Genomic DNA, 19,937 nt, shown 5'->3' on the forward strand with positions numbered 1-19,937 from the left:
CGGGCTGGAGGCTGGCTGCGGCCCTTCATGCCTCCACCTCTTGGGCGTCTTCACCTTTGCCGAAGCGCCGACCCAGGCGGTCGAAGTACAGGTAGATCACCGGCGTGGTGAACAGGGTCAGCACCTGGCTCACCAGCAGGCCCCCGACCATCACCAGGCCCAGGGGCTGGCGCAGCTCGGCACCTGAACCCGTGGCCAGCATCAGCGGCACGGCGCCGAACAGCGCCGCCAGGGTGGTCATCAGGATCGGCCGGAACCGCAGCAGCGCCGCCTGGTAGATCGCCTGTTCCGGGGCCATGCCCTGGTGGCGTTCGGCGTCGAGGGCGAAGTCGATCATCATGATCGCGTTCTTCTTGACGATGCCGATCAGCAGGATGATGCCGATGATCGCGATCATGCCCAGGTCATTGCCGCTGAGGATCAGCGCCAGCAAGGCCCCCACCGCCGCCGAAGGCAGGGTGGAGAGAATGGTGATGGGGTGGATGTAGCTCTCGTAGAGCACCCCCAGGACGATGTACATGGTCACCACCGCCGCCAGGATCAGCAGCAAGGTGCTCGACAGCGACGCCTGGAAAGCCTCGGCGGCGCCCTGGAAGCGGGTCTGCACCCCCACTGGCATGCCAATGTCCTGCTGCACCTGCTCGATGACGTTAACCGCCTCCCCCAGGGCCACACCGGGCGCCAGGTTGAAGGACATCATCACCGCCGGGAACTGGCCGATATGGGCGATGGCCAGTTGCGCCTGGCGCTCCTCGACATGGGCCAGGCTCGACAGCCGCACCTGCCCGCCGTCGGTGGTCTTGACGTGGATCTGCTCCAGGGCCTGGGGTCCGATGCGCTCGCCAGCCTGGGCCTGGAGCACCACCCGGTACTGGCTGGCCTGGGTGTAGATGGTGGAAATCTGCCGCTGGCCGAAGGCGTCATACAGGGCGTCGGTGATGTTGGCCACCGAAACCCCGACCCGGGACGCCGCATCGCGGTCGATCACCAGGTACACCTGCAGGCCCTTGTCCTGCAGGTCGCTGGCCACATCGGTGAGTTCCGGGCGCTGGGCCAGGGCTTCACTCAGGCGCCCGCTCCACAGGGCCAGCAGCTCGGCGTCCGGCGAAGACAGGCTGAACTGATACTGGGTACGACTGACCCGGTCCTCGATGGTCAGATCCTGCACCGGCTGCATGAACAGGCGGATGCCCAGCAGTTTGTCCACCTCGGGCTGAATCCGTGCAATCACCTGGGCCGCGCTCAGGTCACGCTGGTTGTGGGGCTTGAGGTTGATCAGCAGACGGCCACTGTTGAGGGTCGCGTTGTCGCCGTCGACGCCGATGTAGGACGACAGGCTTTCCACGGCCGGGTCCTGCAGGATGATCTTCGCCAGGTCTTGCTGGCGTTGGCTCATGGCGGCGAAGGACACCGACTGCGGCGCCTCGGAAATGCCCTGGATGACCCCGGTGTCCTGCACCGGGAAGAAGCCCTCGGGCACCACCAGGTACAGGAACACGGTCAGGCCCAGGGTGCCGACGGCCACCATCAGGGTCAGGAACTGGTGCTTGAGCACCCATTGCAGCTTGCGCCCGTAGCTTTCGATCAACCAGTCGATCCAGGCGCCGCTGGCGCGGTAGAAGCGCCCCTGCTCCTCAGGCTTGGGCTCACGCTTGAGCAACCGCGCGCACATCATCGGCGTCAGGGTCAGGGACACCACCAGGGAAATCAGGATCGCCACCGCCAGGGTGATGGCGAACTCGCGGAACAGCCGGCCCACCACATCCGCCATGAACAGCAGCGGGATCAGCACCGCGATCAGCGACAGGGTCAGGGAGATCAGGGTGAAGCCGATCTGCTTGGCGCCCTTGAGCGCCGCCTGCATCGGGCTGTCGCCCTCCTCGATAAAGCGCGAGATGTTCTCCAGCATGACGATGGCATCGTCCACCACGAAACCGGTGGCGATGGTCAGGGCCATCAGGGTCAGGTTGTTCACCGAAAAACCGGCCAGGTACATCACCCCGAAGGTGCCGATCAGCGACAGCGGCACGGCAATCGAAGGAATGAGGGTGGCGCTGGCCCGACGCAGAAAGAGGAAGGTCACCATCACCACCAGGGCGATGGCGATGAACAGCTCGTGCTGCACATCCTTGACCGAGGCGCGGATGGTCTGGGTGCGGTCGGTGAGCACCGTGACGTCCAGGCCCGCCGGCAGGTTGTCGGTGATGCTCGGCAGCAGCGCCTTGATCCGGTCCACCACCTCGATCACGTTGGCCCCGGGCTGGCGCTGGATATTGAGCAGCACTGCCTGGTTTTCGTTGGCCCAGGCCGCCAGGCGCTCGTTCTCGGCGCCGTCGACGATCTCGGCGACATCCTTCAGGCGCAGCGGTGCACCATTTTTGTAGGCCAGGATCAGCTCGGCGTAATCCTTGGGCGAGGTCAGCTGGTCGTTGGCATCGAGCATCGAGACTCGGGTCGGGCCGTCGAAGTTGCCCTTGGGCTGATTGACGTTGGACGCGGCAATCAAGGTGCGCACGTCCGCCAGGTTCAGGCCGTTGGCCGCCAGGGCCTCGGGGTTGACCTTGATCCGCACCGCCTGGCGCTGGCCGCCGGCAATGCTGACCATGCCGACGCCGCTGATCTGGGCGATCTTCTGCGCCATGCGGGTGTCCACCAGGTCATTGAGCTTGGGCAGCAGCATGGTCTTGGAGGTGATGGCCAGGGTCAGCACCGGGGTGTCCGCCGGGTTGACCTTGTTGTACACCGGCGGCGCCGGCAGGTCCTTGGGCAGCAGGTTGGTGGCGGCGTTGATGGCCGCCTGCACCTGTTGCTCGGCCACGTCCATATTGATGTCGAGGCTGAAACGCAGGGTCAGCACCGAGGCGCCACCGGAGCTGGTGGAGGCCATCTGGGTCAGGCCGGGCATCTGCCCGAACTGGCGCTCCAGGGGCGCAGTGACCGCGCTGGTCATCACGTCCGGGCTGGCCCCGGGGTACAGGGTCATGACCCGGATGGTCGGGTAGTCCACCTGGGGCAAGGCCGAGACCGGCAACAGGCGATAGGCGATCAGGCCGGCCAGGACAATGGCCAGCATGCTCAGGGTGGTGGCTACCGGACGCAGGATGAACAGTCGCGAGAAATTCATGCGCCGACCTTTTGCGCCTTGCCATCAACCGGCTTGCCATCCGCGGCCGGCGCTGCGGCGGGCTTGCCCTGCAGGTGTTCGGTGGGGCTGGTGGGCACTTCACTGCTGTCGTTGACCACTTCCACCTCGCTGCCGTCCTTGAGGCGGTCGGTGCCTTCCATCACCACCCGGTCGCCGGCCTTGAGGCCGTCCTTGATCACCGTCAGGTCGCCGTTGCTGTCGCTCACCTGCAGTTGGCGGATCTTCACCTTGTTATCACCATCCAGGGCGTAGACGAAGGTGCCGTTGGTGCCGAACTGGATCGCGGCCGAAGGTGCCAGCACCACATTCTTCAGGGTGTCGGCCAGCAGCCGCACATTGACGAACTGATTGGGGAACAGGCCCTGGTCGCGGTTATCGAAGCGCGCCTTGAACTTCAGGGTGCCGGTGGTGGTGTCGATCTGGTTGTCCAGGCTCTGCAGCATGCCGCTGGCCTGCAATTTCACATCGCCCCGGTCCCAGGCTTCCACCGGCAGCTTGGCGCCGCTGTGGTAGCGCTTGAGCACGGTGTCCAGGCTGTTCTCCGGCAGGGTGAAGGCCACGCTGATGGGCTGGGTCTGGGTGATGATCACCAGTGCCGTGGTGTCATTGGCCGACACCAGGTTGCCTACGTCCAGCTGACGCAGGCCCACGCGCCCGGCAATCGGCGCGCGGATATTGGTGAATTCGAGGTTGAGCTTGGCGTCGTTGACCGCCGCCTGATTGGTCTTGACCGTGCCCTGGTACTGGCCCACCAGCGCCGCAGCGGTGTCCAGGGTCTGTTTGGCGATGCTGTCCTGGGCATACAGGCCGCGATAACGCTCAAGGTCGACCTGGGCATTCTTCAGCTGGGCCTGGTTCTGCAGCAGGGTGCCCTCGGCCTGGAGCAAGGCATTCTGATAAGGACGCGGATCGATCTGCGCCAGCAGGTCGCCGGCCTTGACCATCTGCCCTTCCTCGAAGTTGACCTTGACCAACTCCCCCGCCACCCGGCTGCGCACATTGATGGTGTTGAGTGCCGTCACCGTGCCCAGGGCCTTGTAGTACAGCGGGAAGTCGCCCTGAGTCACCGGCGCCACCCGCACCGGGATCGGCCCGCTGGCGCCGCCGAAGCCGGGGCGCAGGCTGCCGCTGCGTCCGGTATGCCCGGCCGCGGCCTTCGCCTGTGCACCCTCTTTGGGGGCGCTGCCGGCGGGCCAGAATTTCCAGCACAGGCCGATCACCAGCAGCAGGACAAACAGGCCGAACAGCCAGCGACGAGAGTTGCGGGGAGCAGAGGATTGCATGGAGTGATCAACCATTGGGCGCGTGGGAGTCTTCTTTGGGGAAGGCTGAAAGATAAGCACTAGAGCGGTTTTAGCAAAGCGCCTTTACCGGCAATTTACCTTTGACTGACGTTTCAAGGTGCGGCGCTAAGCCACTGAAGCACAAATAAAAACGGCCTGGACAGAGCCAGGCCGTGAAAAATTGTAAAACCTGTTACTTGAGCACGGCCAGGGCGGCGTCGTAGTTCGGCTCTTCGGCGATTTCCTTGACCAGTTCGCTGTGCAGCACGGTGTCGTTTTCATCCAGCACCACCACGGCGCGGGCGGTCAGGCCGGCTAGCGGGCCGTCGGCGATGGCCACGCCGTAGTTCTCGATGAACTCGCGGCCGCGCAGGGTCGACAGGTTCTGCACGTTTTCCAGGCCTTCGGCGCCACAGAAACGGGCCTGGGCGAACGGCAGGTCAGCGGAGATGCACAGCACCACGGTGTTGGCCAGCTCGTTGGCCTGGGCGTTGAACTTGCGTACCGAGGTGGCGCAGGTTGGGGTGTCGACGCTTGGGAAGATGTTCAGCACCTTGCGCTTGCCGGCGAGGCTGCTCAGGGAGACATCGGCCAGACCGGCGCCTACCAGGGAGAACGCAGGGGCTTTGGAACCCACTTGCGGCAGCTGGCCGTTGACCTGAACCGGGTTGCCTTTGAGAGTGACTTGAGCCATGAACGGAGTCCTTTATTGAACAGTGATGATGGAACAGCAATGAGAAATTCTTGAGAGGCCGAAGTTAAGCATGAAACGGCGCGAGCACCTATTGCCCCACGGATAAATTGTCCAGCAACCTGGCCGACTGCAGGGGGCGGCGTGCAGGCGAAGGCGGTTTCCAAGCTTAGGTCCGGCTCGCGGGCCTCTTGGCCGGCAAGCCGGTTCCTGCAAGGCGGTGCTCAAGCGTGCAGGTGCGCCAGCAGCAGGTCCGCCACGGGGCCTCCGGAGGCCGGGTTCTGCCCGCTGATCACCCGCTGGTCTTGCACGGCAAACGGCGCCCAGGGCTCGGCGGCCTTCTGGTACAGGGCGCCGCGCTTGAGCAGTTCGGTCTCGGTCAGGTACGGCACGTACGAGTCCAGCTCGGCGAGCCGCTCTTCTTCATTGGAGAAACCGCTGACCTGTTTGCCGGCGATCAGCAACGAGCCATCGCTGAGCCTGATGTTCAGCAGGCCCACCGCGCCATGGCAGACCGAGCTGACGTAGCCGCCCTGCTCGTAGATGTCGCGACTCAGGGCCTGCAACTCGGGGTTGTCGGGAAAATCCCAGAGCACGCCATGACCACCGGCGTAATAGATGGCCACATAGTCCCGGGCCTGGACCTGCGACGGTTGCAAGGTCGCTCCCAGGCGGCTCATGAAGGCGCTGTCCTGGTACCACTGCCAGTCGGTGTCGTCGGCCATGGCCAGACTGTGGGGGTCGATGGGTACGTAGCCCCCCTTGGGACTGACGTAATCCACCTCGAACCCGGCCGCTTGCACCTTCTTCACAAAATGCACCGCCTCCCCCAGCCACAGACCGGTGGCACGGTTCAGGTTGGGGTATTTGGCCACGCTGGTCAGGACCACCAGTATCTTCTTGCTCATGGGCATGCTCCTTGAACTTGAACTTGGAATAGAAATGGGCAAACACGGCATCGCGGCGCCGTCACCCCAGCAAGCGCAACATGTTGCGGTGCCGGGCATCGAAAATCCGCGCCATGTAGGCGTTGACCACCAAGCGTTCCAAAGGTGCGCCACCGATGGCCCGATAAGTCACGCGGTCGGTGTACAGGGTGCCCCCTTCGGCGGCCTCGACCCGATGTTCGTGACGAAAGGCGCGCAGCGGGCCCTTGAGCATCTCGTCGACAAAATGCCGATCGCTGACCTCACGTATAACCACCGTCCATTTCGCCGGTATGACACCGAACATCCAGTGCAGGAAGCTGAACTGGCGTCCGACACTGATGCGCAGGTCATTGATGTCGATGCCCCCCAAGGGGGTCACGCGCTCGGGAAAGATCTTGGGAAAGTTGGTCCCTTCGAGGCAGAAACCCAACACCTGGGCCGGGCTGCGGCCCGGCAGAAAAATCGTGCGCTCCACTACAGGCATAGCTGACAGCTCCTTGCTCAGCCAACGAAATAATTACAATCAACATCACATAAACATCATAAACAATTGTTTTTATTGTAATTTTTTAATCTAGAAACAACATTAAATAAACCATGCACAAAGCATGGAAATAATCACAAATCACTTTAACAGCCCTTTTCCACTGACGGCCATCCGCTCGGACCTGCCCCACGCCCGCCCGGCGCAACAGAGCGCGGCACAGCAGAAGCCGCGCGCCCCAGCCACCTGGGCTGAATCGCCAGACGCCTGCCGCTGTTGCTTAGACGGATTCGAGTCGAGGGACTTTTACCCGGGAAACCGGTAGGGTGCGCCATTTCCTCCAGTCATGTCTGGATGTTGCCAAGGGTTGCATGGAGTTCTATCGCCCAATGAGTTGCTGGACCCTACTCGGCCTGCCGGTCACCGCGGATACCCGGACCATCAAGCGCCACTACGCCAAGCTGCTGAAACAGACCCGTCCGGATGAAGACCCGCAAGCTTTCCAACGCTTGCGCGACGCCTATGAAGAGGCGCTGGCCCATAAGGATTGGGAGCAACAGAACGAGCCCCTGGAAACGCCCGAGACCTGGGCCGGCAACGAGCCGGTAACGCTGGCGCTGTCACCGGTGCAGCGGGTGGCCATGTTGCTCAAGGAGCTGCCTGTCGATCAGCTCGACCAGCGCTATCAGCAGGCCCAGGAGCAGGCGTGCGCCTATGAGTTCGAACTGGCCCTGCTGCGCTATTGCGTCGAACACCCGGCGCAAGCCGATGCGGTGTTGCACTGGGGGTTCGAGCGTCTGCGCTGGATGAGTGCCTGGCAACGCCTGGATCTGCCGGAGTATCTGGTGCAGGAGTTGCAGCAGCAGCTCTATCAGCGAATACAAGAGCCACTGGCCGCAGCCCTGGAGGCCAAGGATGAAGCGGCGTTCCTGGAGGCCTACGCCCAGCGTTCAGCCCACGCCTGGCTGCTGCACCTGCAGCACCGACAATGGTTCAACCAATGGCTGGCACAGACACTGGCCAACAGCCCTTATTGGTCGGTGGCGGTGTTCCAGGCGGTCTGCGCCGGCCAAGGCTGGCACGCCAATAGTGCAGACAACTGCCCGGAACAGCTCTGGCCGCGGCTGTTGAAACGCCATCAGGCACCGCTGTACCTGGCCCACCAGCAACAACTGGCGAGCGAACCGCCGAGCACCCCGGAACACCGTGCGGCACGCTTGTTGCTCGCGCCCCTGAGCTTCAGTCAGCGCCGCGCCTGGGCCCGACACCTGGGCAACCTGGACTGGCAGGCCTGTCACAAGCTGGCTGCAAGCCTGGCGGCAGACTACCCGCAAGTCGCCGCCGGCATGCCCGCCAGCAATCCCTACTTCTGGCGGGACTGGGAACACGCGATCAACAGCTGGCCGATGCTCCTGGGGGTGGTTCTGGCCTGCCTCACCGGCGCAATGGCCGATTACGCCGGGCAAGACAGCAGCCCCTGGGAGATTATCGGCGTCACGCTGGTCTGGGCTTTGTGCTTCTGCGCCGCGGGCGAAGGGCTGCAGCGACTTTGGCGCCCCCTGAGCCAACGCCTGTTCCAGTGGGACGAGCGCCTCAGCCAACACCTGCCTCGGCACCAGACGCCCTATCACGATGTGCAGCTGATCCGCGACCTGCTGCCCGCGGCGCTGCTGGGCGCACTGCTGGGCGTGGTGGTCCACCCGGTGGCCACTATCACTTATCTCGGGGTCCTGCTGCTGGTGGCCCTGGCCCGTCAGCGCCAGATCGACCCGCTGAACGCCTGGCAACGCATCAATCCCTGGCCGCGTCGCCTGCTGCTGGGCACCGCACTGGTGCTGCTGGTGGCCGTAATCGCCACCCTCAAGTGGTTCGACGGGCGCCACACCGCCGGGCGTTATCAGGGCCTGCAGCCCTGGACCGAACGGCTGTGCGCGCGCATGCCGGCCGATACCCCCGAGTGTGCAGCACCGGCCACCCAGGAGCAGTGGTACCCCAAGGAGGAGCGGCCATGAGCCAACGCCCCTTGTTGCTTTTCGGTTGCACGCTGATTTTCGGCCTGTTTGCACTCCTGGCTGCCGGAGCGCCGATCGCCCGCGTCGAACTGTGGCTGGCCGGCCTGGACAGCCCCGCCAGCGCCCAGGCCGCGGCCAGGGCGCCGCTGATCGACTGCGTCAACCAATACGATGTACCTTGGCGCCTGGGCTACTACACCTACGGCACTCAAGCGGCCTGGCGCGCGGCGTTCACCGACCTGCTGAACAATGCCAAGGACTTCGCAGACGGCGCGAAGACCGACATGGATACCCTGCCCGCCCGCGACTGCGAACCGCGCATGCTCTATCGGCTACGCCACCTGCAACCCGACGCCCCGCTGATCGGCCTGGCCGAGCGCTACATCGACGCACTGCACCAGGCCAACCTGGCCCGGCGCGCTCATTCCAGCGCCGTACCCGGTGCTTACATGCCGGCCGAGGAAGACGCGGCCACTGTTGCCCTGCTCAAGCCCAAGTTCGACCACTACCTGCAAGCCTCCGCCGACCTGCGCGCTGCCCTGGCGAGCGCAGACATCGGCGCCCGACGCGAGCAACAGCGGCTGCTTGAGCAACGCCTGGGGCAGGACATCCACTGGCACCTGCTGGACTACATGATCCAGGCGCGGCTCACAGTGGAGCAGATCAGCCAGGGCATGCGCGAGAAAACCCTGACCCCGGCGCAACTGGCACAAGCCAGCCAGGACCTGCAACGGACCTGGGATGCCGGGCAGCCCTTGCGCAACCGACCACAGAGCAGCCGCACGCAACCGGCCTATTACCTGTGGAGCCAGATCACGCGGCCGGCGCAGCGTTATCAGCAAGCCTTGCTCGCCCTGCATCAGGACTGGCAGAAACAGGCTGAGCCACAGCATCTGAGCGAGGACTATCACGCCATCATGCGGGCCTACGACTCGCTGCTCAGCTACTACAACAAGCAGGCCCAGGTGGACTATTGAAGCGGCAGCGGCCCTGTTGGCCGCCGCCGGACAGTCAGGCCCTAACGCCCCTTGAACTTGACGAAAGACTGGTGGAAGTCCGCCGCCCAACCGTCGATGACGTTCTTCACGTCATCGGCCTTCATCACTTGCGTGTCGTTTTCCAGGGGCTTGCCAGTGCCCTTGCGCACCACCTGGGCAATGACCTTGCCGCTGCTGCCATCGAGAAACACGGCCTCGGTGCCCAGCGTGGTTTGCTGGTCGCGAATTCCGCTGGCGGTGCTGACCGCCGCTGCCACCAGGGCCACAGGAATGATTTCATAAGGCTTCAGGCCTTCGGTTTTACTGCTGACCGCCGTGATTGCCGCCCGCACCACCAGCACCCCCGGCCCGGGGCCTTGAGCCAGGGGCAGGCTGCGCGCCGCCTCACGCCTGAGGGCCTGGTCGTAGTACTGATTGATACCGTCGAGGGTGCTCTGGGGAATCTTCGCCGTGGCTTGTGGCTGCGGATAGAACTGGGTGGGTTCGATGTAGATCGCCCGGTACCGGCCTACATCCAGCTTGGGATCGATCCAGCGCATCACCTCCACCCCGGAGGGCGACTTGGCCTCCTTGAGTCGGCTGTAATCCTGGAGAAACCCGGAGTATTCGTCGGGCTGGGTCACGTTGCTGGAGCAGCCGACCATGGCCAAAGAGGCAAGGCACGCCGTGCCGATCATCAATGCAAGTTTCATGGGTAACTCCTGTAGGTGAAACAGCCAGGAACTGGCCAGGGGAGTTACAGGTATAGCCAAAGGATGGTTGCCGAGCAGGGTGTTTTCAGGATGAAAGGCCACCAGGGACCCCGACAAACATCATCTTCGGGGTCCCGTTGCTGGCGCGCCAGCGGTTACCTGCGGCGGAACAGCGGCCGGGGTTCGATCACTGAGCGGCCATAGAGCACGCTCATGCCCACCAGCCCCTTGAGGGCGTCCTGGGCGCATTTGTCTTCGCGCACGGCAAAGCTGTCGAAGCCGCACTGGCGCATATGGCTCAGTTGATCGCGCAGCACGTCGCCAATGGCCCGCAACTCGCCCATCCAGCCCAGGCGGGTACGCAGCAGGTAGGCCTGGCTGTAGCCCCGGCCATCACGAAAGCTCGGGAAGTCCACGGCAATCAGCGGGATCAGCTTGAGCCAGGGCTTGAGGCTTTCCACTTCGTCATCCGGGCCGATCCACACGCCGTCCCGGGCCGGGTGATGCTCGATGCGACGCATCAGCCACAGGGCCAGGGGCAGGATCAGCGGCCCGTCGGGCAGCGTATCGTCAACCCCGCGCACCAGGCTCCAGGCATCGTCCTCGACCAATTGGGCTTCGCCCTCGCACAGCCGCAGCAGATTGTTCATGCCAGCGCCTCCAGGGCCTTGGGATAGACCCGCTCCTTGAACGGCTCCAGGCCGATGCGCTGCAGGGTCTCGACGAAGGGTTCGTCGCTTTCCCGGTAGCGCACGAAGGTGGCGATGATGCGCTCGATCACTTCGGGGATTTCCTCGGCGCTGAAGGACGGCCCGATCACCTTGCCCAGGGCGCTGTCACGGCCCTTGGCGCCACCCAGGGTGACCTGGAACCACTCGCTGCCGTTCTTGTCGACCCCGAGAATGCCGATATTGCCGATGTGGTGGTGGCCGCAAGCGTTCATGCAGCCGGAGATGTTCAGGCTGATGTCCCCCAGGTCGTGGAGGTAGTCCAGGTCCTCGAAGCGCTGCTGGATGGCCAGGGTAATCGGCAGCGACCGGGCGTTGGCCAGGGCACAGAAGTCGCCGCCCGGGCAGGCGATGATGTCGGTCAACAAGCCCGCGTTGGCGGTGCCCAGGCCGTGCTCAGAGGCACACTGCCAAAGCTCGAACAGCTGCGACTTGGGCACATCCGGCAGGACGATGTTCTGTTCATGGGCAATACGAATCTCGCCGAAGCCGAAACGCTCGGACCAGTCGGCCACCGCCTCCATCTGCTGACCGGTGACGTCCCCCGGCGGCGAGCTTGGCCCCGGTTTGGTGGACAGCACCACGCAGGTGTAACCCGGCACCTTGTGCGGGTGCACATTGCGCGCCACCCAGCGGGCGAAGGCCGGGGACTCGGCCATGTGGCTGCCGTAATCCAGATCGGTGTCCGCCAGGCGCTCGTAGACTGGCGGCACAAAGGCACTGGCGACCCGTTGGTACTCCTCGTCGGTGAGTTGCGCCGGACCATCCTTGAGGTGCTGCCACTCCTCCTCCACTTCCTTGGCGAAGGCCTCGATGCCCAGGGCCTTGACCAGGATCTTGATCCGCGCCTTGTACTTGTTGTCACGCCGGCCATAGCGGTTGTAGACCCGCAGCACCGCCTCGACGTAGGACAGCAGGTGCTGCCAGGGCAGCCCGTCACGAATCTGCAGGCCAAGGATCGGCGTGCGCCCCAGGCCCCCGCCGACGATCACGCGCAGAAGCATTTCGCCGCTGCGGGCACGATAAAGATACAGGCCGATGTCATGCATCATGATCGCCGCGCGGTCCTGCCTGGCCGAGCAGATCGCGATCTTGAACTTGCGCGGCAGGAACAGGAATTCCGGGTTGATGGTGGACCACTGGCGCAGGATCTCCGCCAGGGGGCGCGGGTCCAGGTACTCATCGGCGGCGACCCCGGCAAAGGCCTCGGTGGTGATGTTGCGCACGCAGTTGCCGGAGGTCTGGATGGCGTGCATCTCCACCTCGGCCAGGCGCTGCAGGATGTCCGGCACCTGGGCCAGCTCGATCCAGTTGAACTGCAGGTTCTGCCGAGTGGTGAAGTGACCGTAGCCGCGGTCGAAGTCCCGGGTGATGCTGGCCAGGGTGCGCATCTGCCGGGCGCTCAGGGTGCCGTAGGGAATCGCCACCCGCAGCATGTAGGCGTGCTTCTGCATATACAGGCCGTTCTGCAGGCGCAGGGGCAGGAACTCCTCCTCGCTCAGTTGGCCGCCCATGAAGCGCTCGACCTGATCACGAAACTGCGCCACCCGCTCAAAGACCAGGGCCCGGTCATAGTCGTCGTACTGATACATGTGCCTACCTCATCCTCATCGGTGCTGGTCGTGCTCGAAACGGCGCGTATTGTGAGGGGGCGACTATGCGCGTACGGCGCAGAACGTTACAGATTCAGGTAAAAACTAAAAAACCATATCAGCCGCCACCATAGTGCCGTGGACATGAGATAAATCTGATCCGTATTAATGCAGTTTTTCTGAGCCTGTTTTGTTTCCCCGCTGATTCCTACAGTGCACCCCGTGCCAGACCGGGTGGCCTGGCAAGACTTTGCAACCGTGGAAGCATTGACCATGAACTCAGCAACAATCGGACAGGCTTACAACTACAAGGTGGTTCGCCAATTCGTCGTCGCAACCGTGGTATGGGGCGTGATCGGCATGGCCATGGGGGTGTGGATCGCCTCGCAACTGGTGTGGCCGGAGATGAACCTCGATCTGCCCTGGAGCACCTTCGGCCGCCTGCGGCCGCTGCACACCAGCCTGGTGATCTTCGGCTTTGCCGGCAGCGCCCAGTTCGCCGCCAGCTATTACGCCGTACAGCGTACCTGCCAGGTGCGGCTGTACTCCGACACCCTGGCCGCCTTCACCTTCTGGGGCTGGCAGTCGGTGATCGTGATCATGCTGATCACCCTGCCCCTGGGCTACACCACCACCAAGGAATACGCCGAGATCGAATTCGCCGGCGCGGTGTGGATGGCGGTGGTCTGGGTGGCCTATGCCATCGTCTTCTTCACCACCGTGGTAAGGCGCAAGAGCCAGCACATCTATGTCGGCAACTGGTTCTTCGGTGCCTTCATCCTGGTGATCGCCATGCTTCATGTGGTCAACCACCTGTCGATCCCGGTGGACTGGTTCAAGTCCTACCCGGTGTATTCCGGGGCCACCGACGCCATGGTCCAGTGGTGGTACGGCCACAACGCCGTGGGCTTCTTCCTGACCACCGGCTTTCTCGGGATGATGTACTACTTCGTGCCCAAGCAAGTGGGACGCCCGGTGTATTCCTATCGCCTGTCCATCGTGCACTTCTGGGCGCTGATCACCCTGTACATCTGGGCCGGCCCGCACCACTTGCACTACACCGCCCTGCCAGACTGGGCGCAGTCCCTGGGCATGGCCATGTCGCTGATCCTCCTGGCCCCCAGCTGGGGCGGCATGATCAACGGCATGATGACCCTCTCGGGCGCCTGGCATAAGCTGCGCACCGACCCGATCCTGCGTTTTCTGGTGCTGTCCCTGGCGTTCTACGGCATGTCGACCTTCGAAGGCCCGATGATGGCGATCAAGACCGTCAACGCCCTCTCCCACTACACCGACTGGACCATCGGCCATGTGCACGCCGGGGCCCTGGGCTGGGTGGCCATGATCACCTTCGGTGCGATCTACCACATGGTGCCCAAGGTCTTCGGCCGCGAGCAGATGTACAGCGTGCCGCTGATCAACCTGCACTTCTGGCTGGCCACCATCGGCACCGTGCTCTACATCGCTTCGATGTGGGTCAACGGCATCACCCAGGGCCTGATGTGGCGCGCGGTCAACGAAGACGGCACCCTCACCTACTCCTTCGTCGAGGCCCTGGTGGCCAGCCATCCGGGGTTCGTGGTGCGCTTTGCCGGTGGCGTGTTCTTCCTCAGTGGCATGCTGCTGATGGCCTACAACACCTGGCGCACGGTACGCGTGGCCGATGAAGAACTGGCCCTGAGCGACGCACAGATCGCCTGAGCCAGGCATTGCCCGCCGGTCCCAGTGACCGGCGGCTTTTTTAGGGAGCCGGATGGCGATGGATATTCTGTTCAATCTGCTGGGGGTGGCGTTTCTCTACCTCAGCATCGAGTACTGCCTGCGCCACCAGAGCGCCAAGAGCCTGGATGACGCCAGCCTGATTCCCTTTGCCGACGACCCCGACGTAGCGCATCGCGTGGAAGTGGCCACCGGCAAGAAGATCAATGCCGTGGCGCCGGAAGAGCCCAAGCCGGGGTGGATCAACCTGGACATGTAACGCACTCCGTAGGAGCCGGCTTGCCGGCAAAGAGGCCCGCAAGCCTTGTACATGGCCAGAGGCCGCTTTCGCTGGCAAGCCAGCGCCTACAGTTGCCGGTGCTGCGTGTTGCCCCATAAGAGCCGGCCTGCCGGCGAAGGGGCCCGCAAGACCTGCACATGGCCGGCGCTCGCTTTCGCCGGCAAGCCAGCGCCTACATCAGGCGCGCTCGCGGGGGATCAGGCTCTGCAATTGGGCCGCCAGGAAGTTGCCGTCGAAAACGAAGGTGTCGGGGTCCTTGAGGCCGTTGGTCTTGCGCCATTGCCAGGCGCCGCTGGCCTCGCCCACCAGGGAAACACTGCCCAGGCGCGCCGCCGTCAGGCCGATCACCGCCAGGGAAATCTGTCCATTGGGGCCCATCACATCCGGGACGAACTCCACGGGTTTGCCAGCGATGACAATAGTCAGCTTCTCGCTGTTAAAGGTGGAACTCTCCACCGGCAATGCCGGGCTGAAGGCCACATAAGGCTCACGGTGCAGCTCCAGCAGATCCGGCAGCAGCACCGGTGCCAGCCACTGTTCAATCTGCCCGAACAGCTCATGAATACGCCGGGCCCAAACCACCGACTGGCTGTCGAACAGCTGCTTCTTGTGGGCTTCGCTGGCGGCGTAGTGGCGGAGCATCTCGCCCAGTTGCTGGATATCGTCCATTGCGGTGTGTCCCTGGCATCGACCTTTGGGAACTGCAGGTCGCCGGTCTTGATCATGGCAGATGCCGGTCCCGGGCGTTGGGGTGTTTACCCCAGGGCCAACCCATTCCTCTAGCCGCTGGCTCCGGCCTTGCCCCGCCATGTCGCTGCGGGCCGTTTACTGCCCGCGGCTGGGAGACCGGACAGGTACAGGGAGACAGGAGTGAAAACGCAGCCGGTACTGGCGCGGGGTCAGGCCGAGGCTTTTGCGCAAGGCGCTGCCCAGGTGCGATTGGTGGGCAAAGCCGCTGTCGTGGGCAATGGCCGCCAGGGGCAGGTCCCTGCGCTCCAGCAAGCGCCGGGCTGCCTGCAGCCGCACCTCGGTGATCCAAGCATGGGGCGTCATGCCGACGGCGCGGCGAAAGTCCCGCAGCAGTCGCAGTTCGTTGTGACCGTAAGTGAGTGCCAATTGCGCCAGGGACAAGGGCTGGGCGTACTGGTCGGCCATCTGCTCCAGCACCTGCCCCAGCCGTGGTAACGGCGCCGTGGCAATGTGGCGGGACTGGGACAGACCGACAAAGGCCAGGGCACAGTGCTCCAGGGCCAACTCATCGATGACAGGCGCCAACAGCAGGCGCCGGGCTTCACGCCCCAGGGCCAGGGCCTGGGCATGCCCCGAACGCTGCAGGCGGCGCTCGCCGGGGATCAGCGGCGTCTGCTCCTGCCAGCGCGCCAGCAGGTATTCGCCGCCACGGGCAGATTCGGAGAACACCTCAACGCCCTTGGGCGTCAAGGCCAGGGTGCCGGGCCAGGTGTCGAAATCCTCGCGCCGATCGGAATCGATGGCATGCACCCCGCGCTGGCGTTCCAGGGTCACACCCAGGGTCTGCCACTGCGCCGGATCGCGCGCGCTGTAGGCGGCTGCGGGCAACAGTTGCAGAAGCAGCCGACCGTCCAGCAGGCGGTGTTCGAGGACCTCGGGCATGTGAAATTTCCTGATAGATCGCCAGCTCAGGCGAGACGAAACTGAAGCTCACTCACCCACACCACAGAGGAGTTGCCCATGCGCACCATCGGCCTGATCGGCGGCATGAGCTGGGAGTCCAGCGCCGAATACTACCGCCTGATCAATCAGCAGGTTCGCGATCAATTGGGGCCGCTGCGCTCGGCGCGGTTGCTAATGTACAGCGTCGACTTCGGGCCTGTCGAACAGGCCCAGCACGCCGGGCGCTGGGATGAAGCGGCGCGGATTCTGATAGACGCCGCCCAGCGATTGCAGGCCGGCGGCGCCGAGTGCCTGGTGCTCTGTACCAACACCATGCACAAGGTGGCCGAGCAGATTCAGGCGGCCACGGCCGTGCCCTTCCTGCATATCGCCGACCCCACGGCCCAGGCCGCGCTGGCGGCCGGCACCCTGAACGTCGGTCTGCTGGGCACCGCCTTCACCATGGAACAGGAGTTCCTCAAGAGCCGCCTGAGCCAACAAGGACTGAATGTGCTGGTGCCCGATGCGCAGGAGCGCCAGGCGGTGCACCGGATCATCTACGAGGAATTGTGCGTCGGGGTCATCAGCGACGCGTCGCGCCGGGTGTACCAGCAGGTGATCGAATCACTCAGGACCCGTGGTGCCCAAGCCATCATCCTCGGCTGCACGGAAATCGGCCTGCTGCTCAAGCCCGAGCACAGCCCCCTGCCCCTGCTCGACACCACCGAATTACATGCCCGGGCGGCGGTGGATTTTGCTTTGCTGGAGTGAACCTCAAGGCCCGCAGGGCCTTGCTTGGCGATCGCCTGTCAATCTTGGGCGATCTCAAGATCCCTGCGTCTCCTGCGTCGGAATGCCGCCCAAGCCGTTCGCAGCCTGCGGCAGCGGCTACAAAATGGCTCGGCACTGACCTGTAGCCGCTGCCGAGCCCTGGCGAGGCTGCGCAAAGGCCCGCAGGGCCTTGCTTGGCGATCGCCTGTCAATCTTGGGCGGCCTCAAGATCCCTGCGTCTCCTGCGTCGGAATGCCGCCCAAGCCGTTCGCAGCCTGCGGCAGCGGCTACACAAGCCCGGCCTCAACGACGCAGCCGGGCCATGCTCAGCACGTCGACGTATTGCCCGCCACGGATGGCATAGTCCCGCAGCTGGCCTTCGGTTTCAAAGCCGAACTTCTGGTACAGGCCAATGGCCGGCTGGTTATCGGCATACACCGTGAGTTCGACCCGGCGCAGGTTCATCCAGTTATCCGCCACCTCCAGCACCGCCGCCAGCAGACGGCTGCCGACGCCCTGGCGCTGCCAGGAGGGGGCAACCCCCATGCCAACCTCGGCGCAGTGGGCCCGGCGCACACGCCTCACCTGCATCAGGCTGCAATTGCCGATCACCATGCCCTGGTGCAGCGCCACCAAGGCAACCAGCCCCTCGTTGTCCTGCCCCTGCGTTACACGCTTGCGCCACAACTCGCGGGACTGATAAGGCAGTTGCAGGGTCTGGGCCGCCACGCTGGGTTCGCTGTACAGCGCGGTCAGGCCGTCGATATGGGATTCGTTGCAACGCTCGATAACGATAGTGGGATTGGCGTTAGGCATGGCCGGTCTTCCTTGAAGTGGAAATGGCCATCGAGTGTAAGGGCATGAATGCGACTCTGGCGAGGCACTCAAGTGCAGAGCGGCACAGGCCTCAGAAACCATTGCCCTACAGCTCGGGCGACTGACTGTGCTGGCGACGCAGATCCTCGGCGTAGCGTGCAGGTGACAGCCATTGCAAAACCAAGCGTTGCAAGGCATCTGGCAACGCCAGGTAGCGAAACAACCCCGGGTTCAAGGTTTCTAGCGGGGCCAGATGCAATGCCGACAGATAGAAGCGCACATCACGCAGGCACTCGTAAGGACGCAGGCCGCCAATGCGCATGACCGACTTATCCTTGCCCGTTCCGAACGCTGCATTGATGCAGCGCTTGAGGATCGCCGCCTCGATCTCCCCCTCGGCACTGGCGGCGCTCAAGGCAGCTTGCAGAAGCTCGCTCAGGCGTTGCAACGGATTGCACAGGTACTCAAGCGGGTGTTCACAGTGAGCGAGGATGTAGCGGTTGTATTGGTGGATCATGATGAGCGCCACATCCGTGCCCATCGGGCTCAGGGTGCGCGTACAACGGCCGAATCGGGTTTCATAGGCAATCCGGTGACGGATGTCCCGTTGATCGACACAGTCATCGAGAATCGCCTCCAGCTTGTCCGTGGCATGGGGCTGGAACCCTAGGTCGTACTTGTATTTGAAGGCATAGACGAAGGCAAGGAGCTCCATCGCCAGCCCCCCCAGGTGATGCTGGGCGTGATAGGTATCCAACAGCATCTTGAGCGCCTTGATCTGCTGTTGAGCCGCCACTGCAAGCAGTTGCTCACGCTGCGGCCCTTCGGTTTGTGCAGCCTCGACCAGGGGCCTGAGGGCCAACGCGGCCTTTGCGAACGCCTCCTCACCCAGAAGCCGCTGGATCAGGGTCAAGGAAGAAGAAAAGATTGCGTTGAGCAGGAACAGCGACAACGGCATGTCCTGGAACAGTGCCAGCCAGTGCTCCCGGTCTGCCCCGTATCTCCTAACCAACACCTGAACACTGTTTTCGACCCGTTGCAGCCGGCGCCCGACATCAAGGTCACTCTTGATCTGCTCCAGCAAGACATAGGCATGGAACTGCCCGGCATTGTGCTCGATCAGGCTGCGAGTCGCCTTGGAGCGCCCTACTTGCCTGGCGTGTTGCGACAGAAAGTCACCGGGTTCCACATGCCTGATCCGGGCTTTGAAAAGGCTCACCAGGGTGCCGAACTGCAAGCTCGGCAAGCGTCCGCCAACCCTGGCATCACGCCTGGCCTGCCGATAAAGGTTGCGGTGTACTTCGTGCAACTCATCCGGCAGCACCGGCCTGGGCTCCGGCAACGACCAGCGACCAGCGGCATGCAGCACCTTGGCACCTTCGAGCAACTGCTCCAGTTGCTGGATGACAGCCTGGGCTTTCTTCAGCGGTCGACCCAATGCCAACTCCAACGCCTTCAAGGGCGCGTCGACCGAAGTTCTAGCGGGAAACGAATCATGACGAATCAGGCGCCCCAAGCATCGCAGGAACTGCAAGACAGCCACCTGCGCCCTTTGCTGGGGAATCTTCAAGCCCTGCGTGACCTGTAGCAGGGACGCTTCCAGGCTCGCCAGAATGGCCTCCCGGGTCGCCACCGGGTCGCCGAACAGCCGGTCCCCATAGCACTCATGGCAACGTGCCAGATAGCGCAATGGGATCGAAGCCTGCTCGTTCTCCAGCGCGTCCTCGAACATCTGCTCAAGCTGTGGCCATACGATCAGCCAGAAATACAAGTGCGCAGCACCTACGTCCTTGTCGGGAAACAGGGCCACAAACCCCAGGTGCTTGTGAATCTCCCGCACATTGCCCAACACCGGGGTCAGCAGCGGATCATCGGCCCCGCCCGTCATTCGCCGTGTCACTACGTCAAGCATTGCCGCCTCGCGCTTCTGGCGCTGCTCCAGGCTCTGGCCCTGCCGTGGCAAGGGCTCCTTCGACCTTTTGAACACTGCACGCTCGTAAAACAGCTCGATGACTTCGTGAAACTTGGGAATCCTGTTAATCAAACCGCACCCACCCTCCGTTGTTCTGCGCCCATCCTGAGAGGTTGTTCGCGGCGCTACAACATTTTCCCGTCATCCCCTCGTTGAATTGCACAAATCGGGGCGCGGCCACCGATTAACGTGT

Annotated in this window: 17 protein-coding genes; 5 read left to right on the forward strand and 12 right to left on the reverse strand. The window is 63.6% G+C overall.

All coding sequences use genetic code 11. From position 1 onward, the window contains the following. Positions 1–25: 25 nt before the first annotated feature. The 5 genes from DWF74_RS01675 to DWF74_RS01695 form a co-directional block, all read right to left on the reverse strand. Complete coding sequence (locus tag DWF74_RS01675; RefSeq protein ID WP_115580140.1) at positions 26–3,124, reverse strand: MdtB/MuxB family multidrug efflux RND transporter permease subunit; 3,099 nt, start codon at positions 3,122–3,124, stop codon at positions 26–28. Continuing rightward, positions 3,121–4,443, reverse strand: a complete 1,323-nt coding sequence (locus tag DWF74_RS01680) for an MdtA/MuxA family multidrug efflux RND transporter periplasmic adaptor subunit (protein WP_115580141.1) — start codon at positions 4,441–4,443, stop codon at positions 3,121–3,123. The genes DWF74_RS01675 and DWF74_RS01680 overlap by 4 nt, the downstream gene beginning before the upstream one ends. Before the next feature lie 178 nt (positions 4,444–4,621). After that, positions 4,622–5,122: a thiol peroxidase gene (gene tpx, locus DWF74_RS01685; RefSeq protein WP_102863425.1), complete on the reverse strand. Its 501-nt coding sequence runs from the start codon at positions 5,120–5,122 to the stop codon at positions 4,622–4,624. A gap of 221 nt (positions 5,123–5,343) precedes the next feature. Further along, on the reverse strand, positions 5,344–6,027 hold the full coding sequence (locus tag DWF74_RS01690; RefSeq protein WP_102863424.1) for a type 1 glutamine amidotransferase domain-containing protein: 684 nt from the start codon (positions 6,025–6,027) through the stop codon (positions 5,344–5,346). 61 nt (positions 6,028–6,088) lie between these two features. Then, entirely contained in the window at positions 6,089–6,532 is a 444-nt protein-coding gene (locus tag DWF74_RS01695; protein ID WP_115580142.1) for a polyketide cyclase, read from the reverse strand. Between the two features lie 389 nt (positions 6,533–6,921). On the opposite strand from DWF74_RS01695, the gene DWF74_RS01700 reads away from it, so the two are divergent. Both DWF74_RS01700 and DWF74_RS01705 read left to right on the forward strand, forming a co-directional pair. Further along, complete coding sequence (locus DWF74_RS01700; RefSeq protein ID WP_115580143.1) at positions 6,922–8,544, forward strand: J domain-containing protein; 1,623 nt, start codon at positions 6,922–6,924, stop codon at positions 8,542–8,544. Next, positions 8,541–9,521, forward strand: coding sequence for a DUF3829 domain-containing protein (locus DWF74_RS01705; protein ID WP_115580144.1), 981 nt, complete (start codon positions 8,541–8,543; stop codon positions 9,519–9,521). The genes DWF74_RS01700 and DWF74_RS01705 overlap by 4 nt, the downstream gene beginning before the upstream one ends. A gap of 41 nt (positions 9,522–9,562) precedes the next feature. Here DWF74_RS01705 and DWF74_RS01710 read toward each other — a convergent pair whose 3' ends face one another. The 3 genes from DWF74_RS01710 to DWF74_RS01720 form a co-directional block, all read right to left on the reverse strand. Continuing rightward, positions 9,563–10,234 (reverse strand): DUF3313 domain-containing protein, encoded by a 672-nt coding sequence (locus tag DWF74_RS01710; protein ID WP_115580145.1) that lies wholly within the window; start codon positions 10,232–10,234, stop codon positions 9,563–9,565. A 155-nt stretch (positions 10,235–10,389) separates the two neighbouring features. Continuing rightward, a complete protein-coding gene (locus DWF74_RS01715; RefSeq protein ID WP_102863419.1) occupies positions 10,390–10,884 on the reverse strand; it encodes a DUF934 domain-containing protein in 495 nt (164 codons plus the stop codon). Next, a complete protein-coding gene (locus DWF74_RS01720; RefSeq protein ID WP_115580146.1) occupies positions 10,881–12,554 on the reverse strand; it encodes a nitrite/sulfite reductase in 1,674 nt (557 codons plus the stop codon). The genes DWF74_RS01715 and DWF74_RS01720 overlap by 4 nt, the downstream gene beginning before the upstream one ends. 273 nt (positions 12,555–12,827) lie before the next feature. Here DWF74_RS01720 and ccoN point away from each other — a divergent pair, with 273 nt between their 5' ends. Next, entirely contained in the window at positions 12,828–14,255 is a 1,428-nt protein-coding gene (ccoN, locus tag DWF74_RS01730) for a cytochrome-c oxidase, cbb3-type subunit I (protein WP_102863417.1), read from the forward strand. A gap of 58 nt (positions 14,256–14,313) precedes the next feature. Continuing rightward, positions 14,314–14,532 carry a CcoQ/FixQ family Cbb3-type cytochrome c oxidase assembly chaperone gene (locus DWF74_RS01735; RefSeq protein WP_102863416.1) on the forward strand — a complete coding sequence of 73 codons (219 nt, stop codon included), beginning with the start codon at positions 14,314–14,316 and terminating at the stop codon, positions 14,530–14,532. 198 nt (positions 14,533–14,730) lie between these two features. Here DWF74_RS01735 and DWF74_RS01740 read toward each other — a convergent pair whose 3' ends face one another. Both DWF74_RS01740 and DWF74_RS01745 read right to left on the reverse strand, forming a co-directional pair. Next, entirely contained in the window at positions 14,731–15,222 is a 492-nt protein-coding gene (locus tag DWF74_RS01740) for a hypothetical protein (RefSeq protein WP_102863415.1), read from the reverse strand. A gap of 156 nt (positions 15,223–15,378) precedes the next feature. Further along, on the reverse strand, positions 15,379–16,185 hold the full coding sequence (locus DWF74_RS01745) for a helix-turn-helix domain-containing protein (protein WP_115580147.1): 807 nt from the start codon (positions 16,183–16,185) through the stop codon (positions 15,379–15,381). 78 nt (positions 16,186–16,263) lie between these two features. Between DWF74_RS01745 and DWF74_RS01750 the strand changes: the two genes are divergently transcribed. Further along, complete coding sequence (locus tag DWF74_RS01750) at positions 16,264–16,956, forward strand: aspartate/glutamate racemase family protein (protein WP_115580148.1); 693 nt, start codon at positions 16,264–16,266, stop codon at positions 16,954–16,956. Positions 16,957–17,259: 303 nt separating this feature from the next. On the opposite strand, the gene DWF74_RS01755 is transcribed toward DWF74_RS01750, so the two are convergent. Next, positions 17,260–17,772 (reverse strand): GNAT family N-acetyltransferase, encoded by a 513-nt coding sequence (locus DWF74_RS01755; protein ID WP_102863412.1) that lies wholly within the window; start codon positions 17,770–17,772, stop codon positions 17,260–17,262. Between the two features lie 106 nt (positions 17,773–17,878). Continuing rightward, the gene (locus DWF74_RS01760; protein ID WP_162884051.1) at positions 17,879–19,759 is read right to left on the reverse strand and encodes a hypothetical protein; all 1,881 of its coding nucleotides are present in this window, start codon (positions 19,757–19,759) and stop codon (positions 17,879–17,881) included. Positions 19,760–19,937 lie beyond the last annotated feature (178 nt).

Source organism: Pseudomonas protegens (assembly GCF_003363755.1).
Classification (GTDB): Bacteria; Pseudomonadota; Gammaproteobacteria; order Pseudomonadales; family Pseudomonadaceae; genus Aquipseudomonas; species Aquipseudomonas danubii.

Bases quoted from the DNA above. Each gene is read 5' to 3' on its own strand.
- tpx (WP_102863425.1), bottom strand. From the start codon at position 5,122: ATGGCTCAAGTCACTCTCAAAGGCAACCCGGTTCAGGTCAACGGCCAG.
- DWF74_RS01710 (WP_115580145.1), bottom strand. From the start codon at position 10,234: ATGAAACTTGCATTGATGATCGGCACGGCGTGCCTTGCCTCTTTGGCC.
- DWF74_RS01735 (WP_102863416.1), top strand. From the start codon at position 14,314: ATGGATATTCTGTTCAATCTGCTGGGGGTGGCGTTTCTCTACCTCAGC.
- DWF74_RS01720 (WP_115580146.1), bottom strand. From the start codon at position 12,554: ATGTATCAGTACGACGACTATGACCGGGCCCTGGTCTTTGAGCGGGTG.
- DWF74_RS01715 (WP_102863419.1), bottom strand. From the start codon at position 10,884: ATGAACAATCTGCTGCGGCTGTGCGAGGGCGAAGCCCAATTGGTCGAG.
- DWF74_RS01705 (WP_115580144.1), top strand. From the start codon at position 8,541: ATGAGCCAACGCCCCTTGTTGCTTTTCGGTTGCACGCTGATTTTCGGC.
- DWF74_RS01675 (WP_115580140.1), bottom strand. From the start codon at position 3,124: ATGAATTTCTCGCGACTGTTCATCCTGCGTCCGGTAGCCACCACCCTG.
- DWF74_RS01740 (WP_102863415.1), bottom strand. From the start codon at position 15,222: ATGGACGATATCCAGCAACTGGGCGAGATGCTCCGCCACTACGCCGCC.
- DWF74_RS01680 (WP_115580141.1), bottom strand. From the start codon at position 4,443: ATGGTTGATCACTCCATGCAATCCTCTGCTCCCCGCAACTCTCGTCGC.
- DWF74_RS01755 (WP_102863412.1), bottom strand. From the start codon at position 17,772: ATGCCTAACGCCAATCCCACTATCGTTATCGAGCGTTGCAACGAATCC.
- ccoN (WP_102863417.1), top strand. From the start codon at position 12,828: ATGAACTCAGCAACAATCGGACAGGCTTACAACTACAAGGTGGTTCGC.
- DWF74_RS01690 (WP_102863424.1), bottom strand. From the start codon at position 6,027: ATGAGCAAGAAGATACTGGTGGTCCTGACCAGCGTGGCCAAATACCCC.
- DWF74_RS01700 (WP_115580143.1), top strand. From the start codon at position 6,922: ATGAGTTGCTGGACCCTACTCGGCCTGCCGGTCACCGCGGATACCCGG.
- DWF74_RS01695 (WP_115580142.1), bottom strand. From the start codon at position 6,532: ATGCCTGTAGTGGAGCGCACGATTTTTCTGCCGGGCCGCAGCCCGGCC.
- DWF74_RS01750 (WP_115580148.1), top strand. From the start codon at position 16,264: ATGCGCACCATCGGCCTGATCGGCGGCATGAGCTGGGAGTCCAGCGCC.
- DWF74_RS01745 (WP_115580147.1), bottom strand. From the start codon at position 16,185: ATGCCCGAGGTCCTCGAACACCGCCTGCTGGACGGTCGGCTGCTTCTG.